Here is a 16,686-nt window from a genome sequence, read left to right as displayed (position 1 = left end):
ATCGCCTTCGCCAACGTCGCCGGCGGCCGGTTGGTCGGCCCCGACGGCTACGACGCTGCCGACCGTACGGCGTGACCGAGCTGGACCCGGACGGCGACCAGCTCGAACGGCTCGCCATGGCAGCCATGCCAGGGCGGGAGCGCTGAAGGGGTTGGGTACACGTACCGGGAGGGGCCGGGGCGGGAGTTCGGCGAGCAGATGACGGCGTACCTGCGGGACGAGCTGGCGGCGCGGGGTGTGCGGCGGTCGGTTGTGGCGGGTGATCTGAACATGCCGAACCCGCGCGAGTTCTTCGGCGAGACGCTCCGTCTGGTCGACGCGTTCGGCGACCCGCCGCTCATCACCACCCCGGACGGCCGGTCGATCGACCGCCTGTTCTCCACACCGGATCTGGTCGCGCGCGACGTCGAGGTCGTGCAGGTGCCTGGCGCGGATCACTTCCCGGTCGTGTGCCGGCTCACGCGCCGGCAACCCGAGGCACCAGCGATCGGCCGCATCCGCGAGCAGGACCTGACCAGGCCACCCGCCCGCTCCGCCCCCCCCGAGCGGCTCGCCACGGCTTCACCCGCTGATACATCTGCAGCTCGACAGGATGTGTCGGGTGGACGGGTAATGCACCTGAGCGTGAACGCGTCCGCGCGTACAGCGTATCGACGGTGCACTACCTGTCGAGCGTGCACATCACCCCGCCGCGACCAGCCGTGCCGCCACCAACCCGATCACCCAGCCGGCACCACGACACCCACACATCCGACAGGAGAACGGATATCCCCTGGTGTTGTGGGTTCTCCCCTCGCATACCAACGGAGAAGGCACAACACCAGGGGATCTCCCATCGCGTGCGAGGGTTCTCATCGCGCCCGGCCGGCGGGACGGATCGAGCGGTACAGGCCGGGCGGCGCCTGCCGGGTGCGGTGCGAGCGTACGAGCGAGCGGTGGTGCGGTGGAGACTGGAGAGAGGAACTTGCGGATTCAGATGCGGCGGCCGGTGGTGAAGCGGTGGCGGCCGGCGAGGTCGAGTTGGTCGCGGACCTCGGCGTACAGGCCGGTCGCGGTGAAGACGGCAGGGGCTGATTCTCCCTGTACGTCGGCGTGTTCGCAGGCGAACCAGCCGCCTGGCTTGAGTAGGCGGCCTGCGGTGGCGGCGACGACCTTGATCTCGTCGAGGCCGTCGTCACCGGACCAGAGCGCGAGGGCCGGGTCGTGGTCGCGCACCTCGGCGGTCACGGATTCCCAGGCGGTCAACGGGATGTACGGCGGGTTGGAGATCACCGCGTCCACCTGACCGTCGAGCTCCGGCAGGCACCCGTCGATGTCCCCTTCGTGCAGGATCGCGCCTGTGCCTTCCAGATTGCGGCGCGCCCACACGACTGCGTCCGGCGACAGTTCGACCGCATGCACCGTGCTGTCCGGACGCTCGGTCGCGACCGCGCCGGCGATCGCCCCGGACCCACTGCACAGGTCAACCACCAACGGGTCTTGCACGCTGGCGATCCGCTCCAGGATCCACCCGACCATGACCTCGGTCTCCGGGCGCGGCACGAACGCCCCAGGCCCGATCGCCAACTCCCGGTACCGGAACGCCGCCGTACCCGTCAGGTGCTGCAACGGCTCCCGCGCAGCCCGCCGCGCAATCAACTCGTCGTACACGCGACGCTGATCAGCTGTCGGCTCGACCAGGTGCAGCCGCGACGAGCCGGTGACAAAGGCGAGCAGCTCGGCCGCGTCGTAGTCAGGCGAAGCAACCCCCGCCTCGCGCAACCGCGCCGCCGCCTCGGAGACCAGGGCTCTGGTGCTCACTTGGAGTCGACGGCCTCTAGGCGGGCCGCCAGGTCCGCTTCGGTCAGAGCTGTGATGACTGGCGCGAGTTCGCCGCCGAGGACCTGGTCGAGGTTGTGTGCCTTGTAGCCGACGCGGTGGTCTGAGAAGCGGTTCTCCGGGAAGTTGTAGGTGCGGACCCGCTCCGACCGGTCGACGGTCCGGATCTGCGACCGTCGGGCGTCCGACGCCTCCTGGTCGGCGGCTTCCTGCGCCGCGGCCAGCAGGCGGGCACGCAGGACCCGCATCGCCTGCTCACGGTTCTGCAGCTGGGACTTCTCGTTCTGCATCGAGACCACGATGCCGGTCGGCAGGTGGGTGATCCGGACCGCGGAGTCGGTCGTGTTCACGCTCTGCCCGCCCGGACCGGACGACCGGAACACGTCGATCCGCAGGTCGTTCTGGTCGATCTCGACATCGACGTCCTCGGCCTCCGGCAGCACCAGTACGCCGGCCGCGGACGTGTGGATCCGCCCCTGGGACTCGGTCACCGGCACCCGCTGGACCCGGTGCACTCCGCCCTCGAACTTCAGCTTCGCGTACGGCGCCTCGCCCGGCTCCGGCGTACCTTTCGCCTTCACCGCGACCGTGATCGACTTGTACCCGCCGAGGTCGGACTCGGCCGAGTCGAGCACCTCGGTCTTCCAGTTCTGCGACTCGGCGTACTTCAGGTACATCTTCAGCAGGTCGCCGGCGAACAGCGCGGACTCGTCGCCGCCCTCACCCGCCTTGATCTCGAGGATCGCGTCCTTGTCGTCGTTGGGGTCCCGCGGAACCAGCAGCGTCTGCAGGCGCTCGGCGAGCTCCTCACGCCGCGCGGTCAGCCGGACTGCCTCCTCGGCGAAGGCCGAGTCCTCGTGAGCCAGCTCGCGCGCGGCCTCGATGTCGTCCCCGGTCTGCAACCACTCGTCGTACGTCCGGACCACCGGCGCGAGCGCGGCGTACCGCTTGCCGACCCGGCGGGCGTTGGCCTGGTCGGAGTGCAGCTCCGGCTCCGCCATCTGCCGTTCCAGCTCGGCGTACTCCGCCTTCAGCGTCTCGACTGCCTCGAACATGCCGCACTCCTCCTCTCGGGACCTTCCCTGACAACACAAACCGCGCGCCGGTCCCGCCCATGACAGGCGGAACCGGCGCGCGGCAGGAAAGCTACTTCTTGGCGTACCGCTTCTCGAAGCGGGCCACCCGGCCACCGGTGTCGAGAATCTTCTGCTTGCCGGTGTAGAAGGGGTGGCACTGCGAGCACACGTCGGCGTGGATCACGCCGTTCTCCGCGGTCGAGCGCGTCGTGAACGTGGCGCCACAGGTACAGGTCACCGTGGTGTCGACGTACGTCGGGTGGATGTCGCTCTTCAAGACATTCTCCTAGGTTTCAGGTGCCCCGGGTCGCCCGCACGGTGCGAGCGTGAACCGGAACCGACGTACCAGTTTGCCACCCGAGAGCGGCAAACTGGTAATCGAGGTAGATCAGTCGCCGTTGGTGGTGCTGTGCGACGTACCAGTCGACGGGGTGGTCTTGTTGACCTGGAGCAGGAACTCGATGTTCGACTTGCTCTCCTTGAGCTTGCCGATCAGGAGCTCCAGCGCGGCCTGCCCGTCGAGCGCGGACAGCACCCGGCGCAGCTTCCAGACCACCTGGGTCTCGTCCTTGGACATCAGCAGCTCCTCGCGGCGGGTGCCGGAGGCGACCACGTCGATGGCCGGGAAGATCCGCCGGTCGGCGAACTCGCGGCGCAGCCGGAGCTCCATGTTGCCGGTGCCCTTGAACTCCTCGAAGATCACCTCGTCCATCTTCGAGCCGGTCTCGATCAGCGCCGTCGCGAGGATGGTCAGCGAGCCGCCGTCCTCGATGTTGCGGGCCGCACCGAAGAACCGCTTCGGCGGGTACAGCGCCGACGAGTCGACACCACCGGACAGGATCCGGCCGCTGGCCGGCGCCGCGATGTTGTACGCGCGGCCGAGCCGGGTGATCGAGTCCAGCAGTACGACGACGTCGTGGCCGAGCTCCACCAGCCGCTTCGCGCGCTCGATCGCCAGTTCCGCGACCGTGGTGTGGTCGTCGGCCGGGCGGTCGAAGGTCGAGGCGATGACCTCACCCTTGACCGTGCGCTGCATGTCGGTGACCTCTTCGGGCCGCTCGTCCACCAGCACGACCATCAGGTGTACTTCGGGGTTGTTCGTGGTGATCGCGTTCGCGAGCGCCTGCAGCACCATCGTCTTACCGGCCTTCGGCGGCGAGACGATCAGACCGCGCTGACCCTTGCCGATCGGGCTGACGATGTCGACGATCCGGGTGGTCAGCACGCCCGGCTCGGTCTCCAGGCGGAGCCGCTCGGTCGCGTACAGCGGGGTGAGCTTGTTGAAGTCCTGCCGCTGCTTGGCGATCTCCGGGTCGGCGCCGTTGACGGTGTCGATCCGGACCAGCGGGTTGAACTTCTCCTTGCGCTCGCCCTCCTGCGGCTGCTTCACCGCACCGGTGATCGCGTCGCCCTTGCGCAGGCCGTAGCGCTTCACCATCGAGAGCGCGACGTACACGTCGTTCGGGCCCGGCAGGTAGCCGCTGGTCCGGACGAACGCGTAGTTGTCGAGTACGTCGAGGATGCCGGCGGCCGGGACGAGGACGTCGTCCTCGCTGATCGTCGGCTCGGTGTCGTACCGCTCGCCGCGGCCGCGGGTGCGGCTGGTGTCGCGACCGCTGTCCCGGCCGCCGTCACGGCTGCCGGTGGGCTGGCCGTCGCGGGTGCGTTCCCGGTCGCGTCCCCGGCGGCGCCGGCGACGGCCCTCGCCTTCCTCGCCCCGGTCGTTCTGGTCCTGCCGGTCCTGACGGTCCTGCCGGTTCCGCTGGTTGTCACCGCGGTTGTCCCGGTTGCCGTCCCGGCTGCTGTCACGAGAGCTCTCACGGTTGCCGTCGCGCTGGCCGTCCCGGTTGTCCCGGTTCTGCTCGCGGTTCTGGCTGCCGTCGCGGTTGCGGTCGCGGCTCTGGTTGCCGTCGCGGCTGTCCCGGGTGTTGTCCCGGTTCTGCTCGCGGTTCGACTGGCTGCCGTCGCGGTTCCGCTCGCGGTTGCGGCCCTGGCTCTCACCACGGTCGTCGGCGCGCTCCTCGGTGCGGGTCTCCACCCGCTCGACGGCACCACCCTGGGCACCGTTCTGGCCACCGGTTTGGGCAGCCGTCTCCGGCTGCGCGACCTTCGCGGCCGGCGCTTCGACGGCGGCCTCGGGGGCAGCGCCGTTCGGCGCGGCGTCGGTGGTCGCGTCCTTCTGTGCGGCGGCGCGGGTCCGGCGGCTGCCGCCCTCGCGCTTCGCGGGCGCCGCGGTCTTCGCCGCCGGCGCCTCTGCGGCCTCGTCGAGCGTCGGCTGCGTCGACTGCGCTGCCTTCGCCTTCGAGCCACTGGTAGAGCCGCCCGCAGAAGACCCGGCGGACCCGCCGGTCTGGGCGGCCTTGATCGCCTCGATCAGCTGGCCCTTGCGCAGTGCGCCGGTGCCCTTGATGCCGAGCGTCCCGGCGAGCTGCTTGAGCTCGGGGAGCAGCATGCCCTCGAGGCCGCCTCCGGTTTTCCGGCGACGCGTCGCGGTGGTCGCCGCGGCGTCAGCTCCACTGGAGGCTTCAACAGTTTCTGTCACGTGAGGTCCTTCCCACACGGATCGTCGATGTCCGACACGGCTCATCGACCAATTTCATTCCACCCACGACCGCACAACGGGCACGTGGTGTACAAGAGTCTCTCGCTCGATCTGAGTCCCCCCGGACATCTCCGACGCAGGCGGCGCAAGGTCACATCCACAGGAGGGTCGCCACACAACACAGGGTGCCGGGAGCACAGCCCGGATCGTGACGAGAGCACGCCGATCACCTGGAGGGGATCGGGTGAGTCGAGACTAGCACCACTACAGGTCCTTCTGCCGACTCGAGGGGTACAACGCGTGTCAGCAGTCCCGCATTCCCGGATCAGCCGGCTTCCATCGACCAGACCTGTACGCCGACTGGATCGATCTCCAGCTCGTACTTGGTCCAGCCGTCCGGCGCATCCGGCGTACCGCGGAAAAACAGGTCCTGACCTGCGCTCTTCCCATCGTGACCGCCGAGTACGGCGACCGTCGGACCGGCGCCGCTGACGATCGCCGCGAGCCCGCTGCCGCGCAGTTTGTGCACCAGCGCGAGGCTCTCCGGCATCGCCGGCTCGCGGTACTCCTGATGCAGCCGATCCTCGGTCGCGGTCAGCAGCAACTCCGGCCGCCCGGTCAGCGCCGCGACAAGAAGAGCAGCCTTCCCCGCATTGGCCGCCGCATCACTGTGGGGAACAACGCTCGGCAGCAGTCCGCGCGCCTCCTTGGTCAGCACGCGATTGTCCGGTACGTAAGCAACTACCGCCGTTCCAGCCGCCGGTTCCAGACGAACCGCTCGGCCGGTTTCGCCTTCCGTCCAAGCGATTGTGAGCCCACCGAGGGCGGCCGCTGCCACGTTGTCGGGGTGCCCTTCGATCTCGTTCGCGAGTACGACGAGACGCTCGCGATCGACCGGTTCGCCGGCCAGCGCGTACGCCGCCGCGAGCCCGCCGACGATCGCGGCCGACGACGATCCCAGACCGCGTCCGTGCGGGATCCGGTTCTCACACCGCAACGTGAATCCGGGCACCGGAGCACCCAGCGCCTCGAGCCCGGCCCGGATCGACCGCACCACCAGATGCGTCTCGTCCAGCGGTACTTCGCCCTCGCCGCATCCCGTCACCTCGACGGTTACGCCGGAGCCGCACGGGGTGACGACAAGGTCGTCGTACAAGGTCAAAGCCAGCCCGAACGCATCGAACCCCGGCCCGAGGTTCGCACTGGTAGCCGGCACCCGAACCCGCACCTGATCACACGGCTTGTGCTCGCCCATGGGATCAGGCGAGGCCGGCGATGCGGGCTACGGCATCGGTGTCGGCGGGGGTGACGGGAGGCTCCTCGAAGGTGAGGTGGCTCAGGGCGGTGTCGATGTCTTTGAGGCCGTGGCCGGTGACGGTGATCACAACCGTCGAACCGCCCGGCAACCAGCCCTGCGCCTTGGCGTGCAGCAGCCCGGCGACGCCGGCCGCCGAGGCCGGCTCCACGAAGACGCCCTCGCGGGCGGCAAGTTCACGCTGCGCAGTCAGGATCTGCTCGTCGGTGACCATTTCGATCCGGCCGCCGGACTCGTCCCGCGCGGCCTCGGCCAGCGTCCAGGACGCCGGGTTCCCGACCCGGATCGCGGTCGCGGCGGTCTCCGGCTTCTCCACGATCGAGCCGCGCACGATCGGCGCCGCCCCTTCGGCCTGGAAACCCCACATCTTCGGGGTCCGGGTGGCGAGCTTGTCCTTGGCGTACTCCTGGTACCCCTTCCAGTAGGCCGCGATGTTGCCCGCGTTGCCGACCGGCAGCAGGTGCAGGTCCGGCGCGTCACCGAGCGCGTCGCAGACCTCGAAGGACGCCGTCTTCTGCCCTTCCAGGCGGACCGGGTTGACCGAGTTCACCAGGGCGACCGGGTAGTTCTTACCGAGCTCGCGGACGATCCGCAGGCAGTCGTCGAACCCGCCGTCGATCTGCACCAGCTTCGCGCCGTGCACGACCGCCTGGGCCAGCTTGCCCTTCGCGATCCGGCCGGCCGGGATCACCACCAGCGGCAGCATTCCGGCGCGGACGGCGTACGCCGCGGCCGACGCCGAGGTGTTGCCGGTGGAGGCGCAGACGACCGCCTTGTCACCGGCCTGCGCGGCCAGCGAGATCGCCACCGTCATCCCGCGGTCCTTGAACGAGCCGGTCGGGTTGTTGCCCTCGACCTTCAGCCAGACCTCGCAGCCGGTCTGCTCGCTCAGCCACTGCGCGGCCACCAGCGGCGTACCGCCCTCGCCGAGCGTGACGACCGGGGTATCGGTCGAGACCGGCAAGCGGTCACGGTATTCCTCGATCACGCCACGCCACTGGTGAACCATGTTGTTACTCGCCTTCTACCCGCATCACACTGCTGACTTCACGGACGATGTCCATGTCCCGCAAGGACTCCACGGTCGCGGACAACGCGGCGTCGGTCGCGGTGTGGGTGACCACCACCAGCTGCGCGTCACTGCCCCGGCCCTCCTGGCGGACGGTCTGGATGGACACGTCGTGCTCCGAGAAGGCGTGGGCCACCGCCGCCAGCACACCGGCCTTGTCGGCCACGTCCAGCGACACGTGGTAGCGGGTCATCGCGTCGCCCATCGGCCGCACGGCCCGCTGGGTGTACGACGACTCGCCGACCCCCGGCACACCCTTGAGCCGGTTGCGCGCGGCGGACACCAGATCCCCGAGGACTGCACTGGCCGTCGGGGCGCCGCCGGCACCACGACCATAGAACATCAGCCGTCCAGCTGCCTTGCTCTCCACGAAAACCGCGTTGTACGCGTCCCGAACACTGGCCAACGGGTGGGTGACCGGGATCATCGCCGGGTACACCCGGGCGCTCACCGAGTCGGTCGCCTCGTCCAGCTCGCAGATCGCCAGCGACTTCACCACGCAGCCCATCTCGCGGGCCGACGCGATGTCGGTCGCGGTCACCTCGGTGATGCCCTCGCGGTGCACGTCGGCGATCGAGACCCGGGTGTGGAAGGCCAGGCTGGCCAGCAGCGCGGCCTTCGCGGCGGCGTCGAAGCCCTCGATGTCAGCGGTCGGGTCGGCCTCGGCGTACCCGAGCGCCTGGGCCTCCTCGAGCGCCTCGTCGAAGCCGGCGCCGGTGCTGTCCATCTTGTCGAGGATGAAGTTCGTGGTGCCGTTGACGATGCCCATCACCCGGGTCACGTCGTCACCGGCGAGCGACTCGCGCAGCGGCCGCAGGATCGGGATCGCGCCGGCGACGGCGGCCTCGAAGTACAGGTCGCGCTGGTACTTCTCCGCGGCGGCGAACAGCGTCGGGCCGTCCTCGGCGAGCAGCGCCTTGTTCGCCGTGACGACCGAGGCGCCGTGCTCGAGCGCGGTCAGGATCAGGCTGCGGGCGGGTTCGAGACCGCCGATCACCTCGATCACCAGGTCCAGGTCGCCGCGGGACACCAGCGCCTGCGCGTCGGTGGTGATCAGGTCCGGGTCGACGGCGATGTCGCGGGCGCGGCCGGGACGGCGTACGGCGATGCCCGCGATCTCCAGCGGGGCGCCGACGCGGGCCGCGAGATGGTCCGCCTGCTCGGTCAGGATCCGCACCACTTCGGTGCCGACCACTCCGCAACCGAGCAGGCCTACCTTGAGAGGTTTGGCGTCGTTCACGGTGTCAGTCATTCGGCGGCCCCCATGTCGAGGAGAAGCAGGTCGTCTTCGGTCTCACGGCGTACGACGACGCGCATGTGGCCGTCCTTGACCGCGATCACCGGTGGCCGCGGTACGTGGTTGTAGTTGCTCGCCATCGACCGGCAGTAGGCACCGGTGCCGGGGACGGCGATCAGGTCGCCCGGCTGGACGTCGGAGGGCAGGAACTCGTCCTTCACGACGATGTCGCCGGCCTCGCAGTGCTTGCCGACCACGCGCGCGAGCGTCGGCGCGGTGTCGGAGTACCGGTTGGCGAGCGTGCAGGAGTAGTCGGCGTCGTACAGCGCGGCGCGGATGTTGTCGCTCATCCCGCCGTCCACGGACACGTACGTCCGGGCGGCGCCGGCGTCCAGTTCGACCTCCTTGACCGTGCCGACCGAGTAGACCGTGCACATCGCCGGACCGACGATCGCGCGGCCCGGCTCGATCGACACCTTCGGCATGTCGACGTCGAACGCACGGCACTCGTGCTCGACGATCTTGCCCATCTCGGTCGCGAGCTGCGCCGGGTCGGACGGGTCGTCCTGCGTGGTGTAGGCGATGCCGAATCCGCCGCCCAGATCGAGCTCCGGCATGTCCACGCCGAGCTCCTCGGAAACCCTTGCGTGCAAGGCGATCACGCGCTTCGCGGCCACCTCGAACCCGGACGAGTCGAAGATCTGCGAGCCGATGTGCGAGTGCAGGCCGAGCAGCTCCAGCTCCGCGGATTCGTTGACCCGGGCAACAGCTTCGAAGGCCGCGCCGGAGGTGATGGAGAAGCCGAACTTCTGGTCCTCGTGCGCGGTCGCGATGTACTCATGGGTGTGCGCCTCGACGCCGGCGGTGACCCGGATCATCACCGGTGCCACGACGCCACGCTCGCCCGCCAGCTGGATCAGCCGGGAGATCTCGTACTGCGAGTCGACGATGATCCTGCCCACGCCCGCGTCCAGCGCCCGGGCCAGCTCGGACTCGGACTTGTTGTTGCCGTGGAACCCCAACCGCTTTGGGTCGGCGCCGGCGCGGAGCGCGACGGCCAGCTCGCCCCCGCTGCAGATATCGAGGTTCAGGCCCTCTTCCATCACCCAGCGGACGATCGTCGTGCACAGGAACGCCTTGCCGGCGTAGTAGACGTCGAAGTCCTTGAAGGCGTGCTTGAACGCGCGCGCCCGGGCGCGGAAGTCGTCCTCGTCCAGCACGTACGCCGGGCTGCCCTGCTCGGCGACCAGGTCCCGGACGTCGACGCCGCCGACCTCGAGGGCGCCTTCACCGTTCTTCTTGGCCGTGTTCGACCACAGCGCGGTGACCAGGTCGTTGGGGTCACGCGGCGCGCGCAGCCACTGCGGAGCCTTGTGGCCGATGTCGGCGTGCAGCGCGCCCGCCTCGTGCGCCCTCACATCCGCTCCGGTGCGGAGACGCCGAGCAGGTCGAGCCCGTTGGCGAGCACGGTCCGGGTCGCGGAGACCAGGGTCAGGCGAGCCTTGTGCACCGGCTCCACCTCCTCGTCGCCGCGCGGCAGCACGCGGCAGCTGTCATAGAACTTGTGGAAGGCGGACGCGGTGTCCTCGAGGTACCGCGCGATGCGGTGCGGCTCGCGCAGCTCGGCAGCGGTGGCGACGACCCGCGGGAACTCGGCCAGCGCGCGGAGCAGGTCGCCCTCGCGCTCGTGGCTGAGCAGGCCCGGGTCGAACTCGTCGAGCTTGATGCCGAGCTCGTCGGCGTTCCGCAGGATCGAGGCGAGCCGGGCGTGCGCGTACTGCACGTAGTACACCGGGTTCTCGCTGGCCTGCCGGGTCATCTCCTCGATGTCCAGGGTCAGCGGGGAGTCGGTCGGGTAGCGGCACAGCGTGTAGCGCAGCGCGTCGACGCCGCCCTCCTCGACCAGCTCGGCGAGCGTGACGATGGTGCCGGCCCGCTTGGACAGCTTCATCTCCTCGCCGCCCTTGAGGATCTTCACCAGCTGGCCGATCAGGACCTCGATGTTGTGCTCGGGGTCGTCGCCGGCGCAGGCCGCGATCGCCTTCAGCCGGTTCACGTACCCGTGGTGGTCGGCGCCGAGCATATAGATACACGTCTCGAAACCACGCTCGCGCTTGTTCACGTAGTACGCCGCGTCGGAGGCGAAGTACGTCGGCTCGCCGTTCGAGCGGATCAGGACGCGGTCCTTGTCGTCGGTGAAGTCCGTGGTCCGCATCCAGAGCGCGTCGTCCGCCTCGTACAGATGCCCCTGGTCGCGGAGCTTCTGGATCGCGTGCGGTACGCCGTCCTGCTCGTGCAGGCTGCGCTCCGAGAACCAGACGTCGAACTTGGTCCGGAAGTGCTCGAGCTGGTCCTGCTGCTCCTTGAGCTGCCGCTCGTACCCGGCCTCGCGGAACGCGATCACCTGCTCGTCCTCGGGCAGCGTCAGGAGGTCCGGGACCTCGTCGACGATCCGCTTCGCCAGGTCGAGGATGTACTCGCCGTGGTACCCGTCCTCCGGGATCTTGTGCCCGTGCGCGGCGGCCTGCAGGCTGGCGCCGAACTTGTCCATCTGGTTGCCGCGGTCGTTGATGTAGAACTCGCGGCTGACGCTCGCGCCCGCGGCGGCGAGCACCCGGGCCAGCGCGTCGCCGACGGCGGCCCAGCGGGTGTGGCCGAGGTGCAGCGGGCCGGTCGGGTTCGCCGAGATGAACTCGACGTTGATCGCCCGCCCCTGGAGGCTGTCGCTGGTGCCGTACGCCGGACCCGCGTCGAGGATCGCCTGCGCGACCTTGCCCTGGGCGTCGGCCGCGACCCGGAGGTTGATGAAACCCGGGCCGGCGATCTCCACCGCGGTGATGGCTTCGTCGCCCTGCAGCTTGGCGGCGAGCAGCTCGGCGAACGCGCGCGGGTTCATCCCGGCCCGCTTGCCCAACTGCATGGCGACGTTTGTGGCGTAGTCCCCGTGCTCGGGGTTCTTGGGTCGCTCGACCTTGAGCTCGCGCGGCAGCCCGCCCTCGACGGTGATGGCGCCGTCGACGGCGAGCGCGGCCAGGGCCTGCAGGATCTTCTCAGCGAGCTGTTCCGGGGTCACCGGATCAGCCTAATGGCCCGCCCCCCCAAACCCTTGACTCACCATCCACAGCCCGGTACGCGCTCAGCTCCGCGCACTCACCGTGACGTGGCTGTTGCGGGTGAGCGGGGTGTCCCATGGGGCGGGTTTGCCGTCGACCGTGACTTTCAGGCCGGTGCAGGCGTCCGCGAGGCAGTTGGCGTCGTACCGAAGACCCCAGAGGGTGAAGAACTGGGCGAGGGTGGGGTGCTCGGAGGCGGTCTTGGCCTCGACCCAGACCTGGCCGTCGGTGGTGTGGGTGTGGACGGCGGCCTGCTCGGCGCGGAGCTTGTCGACGCCGATCCCGGCCGGGACCTGCACCGGTTTGCCGTCGACCGTGACCGCGATGTTCAGCGTGTACGGCGACGGGCCGGAGAAGTCGAGCGGGAGCCGCTCGAACCCGGCCTTGTCGATGTACGAGACCGCATCCCGCGGAGCGTCCCAGGGCGGTGCGCCGGTCCGCAGATCAGCGGCCGCCGGCGCGGCGGGGCCGACCTGGCACCCACCGAGCACTCCGCTCACCAGGAGCACGACAGCCGTCCCGGCCGCCGGGCGCCACCTGCCTGCCCTCATGAAGAGTCAGGTTGCCAGGTGCGCCCCGACGGCCGGCCGTCGGGGTTAGTCCTCCGACGGCATCAGGATCCAGAGCACGATGTAGATCAGGAACTGCGGGCCGGGCAGGAGGCAGCTGATCACGAAGATCAGGCGCATCGTGCTGGCGGAGATACCGAACCGGCGAGCCAGTCCGGCGCAGACACCGCCGATCCAGCGATCGTGTGACGGGCGGACCAGAGAGCTTGCCATGATGAGTACCGTTTCCTTTCCACCGTTGGGCTTACGTCCACTATGACGACACCCACGACAGATCTGATCCCACTCGGCACCGGTTCCAGGGTCGGCTCAGGGGGTCCCGGGGCCCTCGATCAGTGACGCACCGGGTGCCCCACCCAATTCGGGGAATCGCGTGACTTCCTGCTACTGTTCTGCACGTTCCTGAGCCCCCGTAGCTCAGGGGATAGAGCACCGCCCTCCGGAGGCGGGTGCGCAGGTTCGAATCCTGCCGGGGGCGCAAACCAGCCAGGCCCGGGTCCATTGGACCCGGGCCTTTTGTGTTGTCCGGGTCAGCGCCGGAAGCGGTACGTCTTGCTGTCGATCCCGATGCAGATGCTCGGTGACATCACGATCACCCGCAGCGTCCCGTCGTTCTCGAAGTAGTCGATGCCCTCGACCTCGAAGTCGCCGGAGCAGCTGCTCTGGAGCGGCAGTTGCCCCAGGGAGGTGACGTGGCCGGTCACATCGGCGGAACCGACCGGCCCGGTCAGGTCGACCTGCAGCAGCGGCTTCGTCGTACCGAACAGGCTGCCGTCCGGGTCGTCGGACGAGCACAGGAGCTGAGTAGCTGTCACGAAGTCACAACCCTGTACGTCGCGCACCTGGTGGTCGAGGCGGATCGCCGACGCGAACGGGACGTTCTTCGATGGGTCCGTCGCGGCCACGCCCGGCATCGGGAGGACGAGCAGGCGGTCCATCGTGCCCCACTCCCCCGTCACCATCCACTGCGCATCCGGGGACACAGCGGCGAAGCTGTTGTTGTTCGCCTCCCAGGACTCGAGGGCGTGCGTGTAGTTGGACCAGGTACCCGCCGGCGACTGCACGCGGAACAGCTTCCCGCCGCGGTCGTCACGCTGGTACGGCTCGACGTACCAGCCCTGTGCGGCGCCCGGATCGCCGACATGGTTCCAGCCACGGGTCAGCAGGTCGGCAGGAATGGTGCCGACGCCGGTGTAGCGGTACGCCGTAGTTCCGCCACGGGTCACCGTGGCCAGTCCTTGGCTTTCGTCGAGCGGACGGGCGTTGTCGGACCCGACGACGGTCCATCCGGTGACGGCGTGAGCCTGAGCGGGTATGAGCAGGGCGGCGAGAGCCACCGCGACGACGATCCCCAGTGTGCGCATTCACTCGTTGTAGCAGATCAGAGACTCTCTGCCACCACCGAAGAGGTGAAATTTGTTCGGTCTTCGCCTGGGGTTCGGCCGAAGGCTTTGTGATACTCGCGGGTGAAGTGCGCCGGGCTGGTGTAGCCGATCCGGTAGCCGACCTCGGCCGCGGTGACGGACTGGGTCCGGAGCAGGATCCTGGCCTCCTGGAGCCGGAGCTGCTTCTGGAACTGGATCGGCGTCATCGAGGTCGCAGCGCGGAAGTGACGATGGAAGGTCGACGTACTCATGCCTGCCAGGTCGGCCAGGTCCGCCACCCGGACCGGTTCGTTGTGGTGCCCGCGGATCCAGCGAATGGCCTCCGAGATGTGGGCCAGCAGGCCGTCGGCCAAACCGATCTGACGGACCAGAGCACCCTGCTCGCCGGTGAGCAGGCGCCAGAGAATCTCCCGCCGGATCCCCGGTGCCAGCACGCGTACGTCGTCGGGCCGGTCGGCGATCCGCAGCAGTCGTACGACGGGATCCAGCAACTCCGGTGTCACATCGCTGACGACGAGACCGGCGTACTGCGGTGGCAGGGCCGGCGCCTCGAGCAGGAGCGGCGAGATCTCCACCGGATCGATCCGCAGGCTGACCACGGCGAACGGCTCGTCCGGGCTCGCCTTCAGCGCCTGGCCGACCACCGGAAGGTCCAGGGAGGTGACGAGGAACTGTCCGGCGCGGTACTCGTAGGGCACACCGTTGAGCAAGGTCCGCTTGATGCCCGAGGCAACGACGGTGACCGAGGGCCGCGCCAGTCCGGCGGTCGGCTCGCTCGGCCCTTCGAGCTTGCTGATCTGCACGCCGTCGATCAGGTGGCGGCGGTGCCCTCGCTGCCCGACGGCGTACCGGGTGATGAGGGTCCGCAGCTCGGCCAGTTGGTCCACTCCCCCAGTGAACCAAGTCGGCAGGATCGCGCAAGCTCGCGCCAGCATCAGGCTCACGCTCCGGCAGCCGGCGGTGCTGTGATCGAAGGACCAACCAGAAAGGCAGCAAACCCATGCACCGCAGAATTCTCGGCGCCACCGGCATCTCGGTCGGCGACGTCGCCCTCGGCGCGATGATGTTCGGCGCGATGGGCAACCCGGACCACGAGGACTCGGTCCGGATCATCCACCGCGCCCTCGACGCGGGCATCAACCTGATCGACACCGCCGACGTCTACTCCGCCGGCGAGTCCGAGGAGATCGTCGGTACGGCGATCCGCGGCCGGCGCGACGACGTCGTCCTGGCGAGCAAGTTCGGCCTGCCGATGGGCGCGGACCCGAACCTCCGCGGGGCCTCCCGCCGGTGGATCGTGCAGTCGGTCGAGAACAGTCTGCGCCGGCTCGGCACCGACCACCTGGATCTGTACCAGCTGCATCGGCCGGACCACGACACCGATCCCGGCGAGACCTTGTCCGCCTTGTCCGATCTGGTGCAGGCGGGGAAGATCCGCGCTTTCGGTTCGTCGATGTTCCCGGCGGAGACGATCGTCGAGGCCCAGTGGACCGCCGAGCGCCGCGGCACGCATCGTTTCCTGACCGAGCAGACCCTGTACTCGATCCTGACCCGCCGGCCGGAGGCGTCCGTGTTCCCGGTGGCCCAGCGGCACGGCCTCGGCGTACTCACCTTCAGCCCGCTGAACGGCGGTTGGCTGTCCGGCCGGGCGAACCCGGCGGCGTCACACCGGGCGTCGACGCGGCCGTCGAGCTACGACGCGGCGACCCCCACTGGCCGGGCCAAGACTGCGGCGGTGGCGAAGCTCACCTCGCTGGCTGCAGAGGCCGGAACGACTCTGCCGCAGTTGGCCATCGCGTTCGTCCGGGCGCACCCGGCGGTGACGTCGGTCCTGATCGGCCCGCGCACCCAGGAGCAGCTCGACAGCCTGCTGCCGGCGGCCGAGCTCGACCTGTCCGCCGAGGTCCTCGACCGGATCGACGAGATCGTTGCACCAGGCACCGAACTCGACCCGGCCGACAACTACGCTGCGACCCCGCCGGCGATCGAGCACGCCCACCTCCGCCGCCGCTGAAGCCCGGTACTCAGTCGTCGGGCAGCGAGAACATCGACAGTACGACGCGGTCCTTGCCGGGTGACTCGGCCAAGTAGGGTTCGATCAGCTTCGCGAAGGCTGACCGGAACGCGGCCATGTCCTCCTCGCTGAGGTAGAGGGCGAGCTGCGAGTAGCCCAGCTGGTGGATCCGCGGGTACAGGTCGCCGCTCTCGACCACACGGTCGAAGTCGGCGGCCAGGCGGGTCAGGAGCATCAGGAAGGCCTGGCGGTGCTGGTCGGGGGTCATGGCGCGGGCCTCGCGCTCGTCGATCCGGCCGACCTTGGTCTGGTCCAGGCTGAGCGTGCGTTCCGTCGTACCGCGGATCTTGCGTTCGCGGACGACCGTCAGGTAGCCGGCGTCGATCAGCGCGGCGACGTGCCGGTAGAGCGTCGTGGTGGGGACGTCGGGCAGGTCGCGTTTCAGGTCTGTGGTGGTCACCTCGCGGCCCAGGACCCGCTGCACGATGCGCCAGCGGATCGGGTGCAGCAGAACGTCCAGCACCGGGGTCGGCGACTCCTCCATCGGC

The 16,686-nt window shown here is 69.3% G+C and carries 16 protein-coding genes and 1 tRNA gene; 2 read left to right on the top strand and 15 right to left on the bottom strand.

The window, feature by feature from the left end:
* Positions 1-47: 47 nt before the first annotated feature.
* From ACLJOO_RS38150 to ACLJOO_RS38095, 12 genes are all read right to left on the bottom strand, one after another.
* Positions 48-383: a hypothetical protein gene (locus ACLJOO_RS38150; RefSeq protein WP_410792655.1), complete on the bottom strand. Its 336-nt coding sequence runs from the start codon at positions 381-383 to the stop codon at positions 48-50.
* 589 nt (positions 384-972) lie between these two features.
* On the bottom strand, positions 973-1,800 hold the full coding sequence (gene prmC / locus ACLJOO_RS38145; RefSeq protein WP_410792654.1) for a peptide chain release factor N(5)-glutamine methyltransferase: 828 nt from the start codon (positions 1,798-1,800) through the stop codon (positions 973-975).
* On the bottom strand, positions 1,797-2,873 hold the full coding sequence (gene prfA / locus ACLJOO_RS38140; protein ID WP_410792652.1) for a peptide chain release factor 1: 1,077 nt from the start codon (positions 2,871-2,873) through the stop codon (positions 1,797-1,799). Before prfA ends, prmC begins: the two co-directional genes overlap by 4 nt.
* Positions 2,874-2,964: 91 nt before the next feature.
* On the bottom strand, positions 2,965-3,171 hold the full coding sequence (gene rpmE, locus ACLJOO_RS38135) for a 50S ribosomal protein L31 (RefSeq protein WP_130387310.1): 207 nt from the start codon (positions 3,169-3,171) through the stop codon (positions 2,965-2,967).
* 111 nt (positions 3,172-3,282) lie between these two features.
* Positions 3,283-5,436: a transcription termination factor Rho gene (gene rho, locus ACLJOO_RS38130; RefSeq protein ID WP_410792650.1), complete on the bottom strand. Its 2,154-nt coding sequence runs from the start codon at positions 5,434-5,436 to the stop codon at positions 3,283-3,285.
* 325 nt (positions 5,437-5,761) lie between these two features.
* The gene (gene thrB, locus ACLJOO_RS38125) at positions 5,762-6,691 is read right to left on the bottom strand and encodes a homoserine kinase (protein ID WP_410792648.1); all 930 of its coding nucleotides are present in this window, start codon (positions 6,689-6,691) and stop codon (positions 5,762-5,764) included.
* Positions 6,692-6,695: 4 nt separating this feature from the next.
* The gene (gene thrC, locus ACLJOO_RS38120; protein ID WP_410792647.1) at positions 6,696-7,760 is read right to left on the bottom strand and encodes a threonine synthase; all 1,065 of its coding nucleotides are present in this window, start codon (positions 7,758-7,760) and stop codon (positions 6,696-6,698) included.
* Between the two features lie 4 nt (positions 7,761-7,764).
* A complete protein-coding gene (locus ACLJOO_RS38115) occupies positions 7,765-9,072 on the bottom strand; it encodes a homoserine dehydrogenase (protein ID WP_410792646.1) in 1,308 nt (435 codons plus the stop codon).
* A complete protein-coding gene (gene lysA, locus ACLJOO_RS38110) occupies positions 9,069-10,475 on the bottom strand; it encodes a diaminopimelate decarboxylase (RefSeq protein WP_410792644.1) in 1,407 nt (468 codons plus the stop codon). Before lysA ends, ACLJOO_RS38115 begins: the two co-directional genes overlap by 4 nt.
* Complete coding sequence (gene argS, locus ACLJOO_RS38105; RefSeq protein ID WP_410792642.1) at positions 10,472-12,130, bottom strand: arginine--tRNA ligase; 1,659 nt, start codon at positions 12,128-12,130, stop codon at positions 10,472-10,474. Before argS ends, lysA begins: the two co-directional genes overlap by 4 nt.
* A gap of 63 nt (positions 12,131-12,193) precedes the next feature.
* Positions 12,194-12,721: a hypothetical protein gene (locus ACLJOO_RS38100; protein ID WP_410792641.1), complete on the bottom strand. Its 528-nt coding sequence runs from the start codon at positions 12,719-12,721 to the stop codon at positions 12,194-12,196.
* A 45-nt stretch (positions 12,722-12,766) separates the two neighbouring features.
* Positions 12,767-12,952 (bottom strand): PspC domain-containing protein, encoded by a 186-nt coding sequence (locus ACLJOO_RS38095; protein WP_410792639.1) that lies wholly within the window; start codon positions 12,950-12,952, stop codon positions 12,767-12,769.
* Positions 12,953-13,145: 193 nt separating this feature from the next.
* Here ACLJOO_RS38095 and ACLJOO_RS38090 point away from each other — a divergent pair.
* Positions 13,146-13,217 (top strand) — tRNA-Arg (locus tag ACLJOO_RS38090).
* A gap of 52 nt (positions 13,218-13,269) precedes the next feature.
* Here the strand turns inward: ACLJOO_RS38090 and ACLJOO_RS38085 are convergent.
* A complete protein-coding gene (locus tag ACLJOO_RS38085) occupies positions 13,270-14,103 on the bottom strand; it encodes a hypothetical protein (protein ID WP_410792638.1) in 834 nt (277 codons plus the stop codon).
* A gap of 17 nt (positions 14,104-14,120) precedes the next feature.
* A complete protein-coding gene (locus ACLJOO_RS38080; protein WP_410792636.1) occupies positions 14,121-15,059 on the bottom strand; it encodes an AraC family transcriptional regulator N-terminal domain-containing protein in 939 nt (312 codons plus the stop codon).
* A 65-nt stretch (positions 15,060-15,124) separates the two neighbouring features.
* Between ACLJOO_RS38080 and ACLJOO_RS38075 the strand changes: the two genes are divergently transcribed.
* Entirely contained in the window at positions 15,125-16,138 is a 1,014-nt protein-coding gene (locus ACLJOO_RS38075; RefSeq protein ID WP_410792634.1) for an aldo/keto reductase, read from the top strand.
* A gap of 10 nt (positions 16,139-16,148) precedes the next feature.
* Here ACLJOO_RS38075 and ACLJOO_RS38070 read toward each other — a convergent pair whose 3' ends face one another.
* Positions 16,149-16,682: a helix-turn-helix domain-containing protein gene (locus tag ACLJOO_RS38070; protein ID WP_410792632.1), complete on the bottom strand. Its 534-nt coding sequence runs from the start codon at positions 16,680-16,682 to the stop codon at positions 16,149-16,151.
* Between the last annotated feature and the right edge of the window lie 4 nt (positions 16,683-16,686).

Origin of the sequence: Kribbella sp. C-35, from assembly GCF_046549195.1 — a bacterium.
In the GTDB taxonomy this organism is placed as follows: Bacteria; Actinomycetota; Actinomycetes; order Propionibacteriales; family Kribbellaceae; genus Kribbella.
The sequence above is the reverse complement of the archived record's forward strand: the minus strand, read 5'-3'. Positions and strand labels throughout refer to the sequence as shown.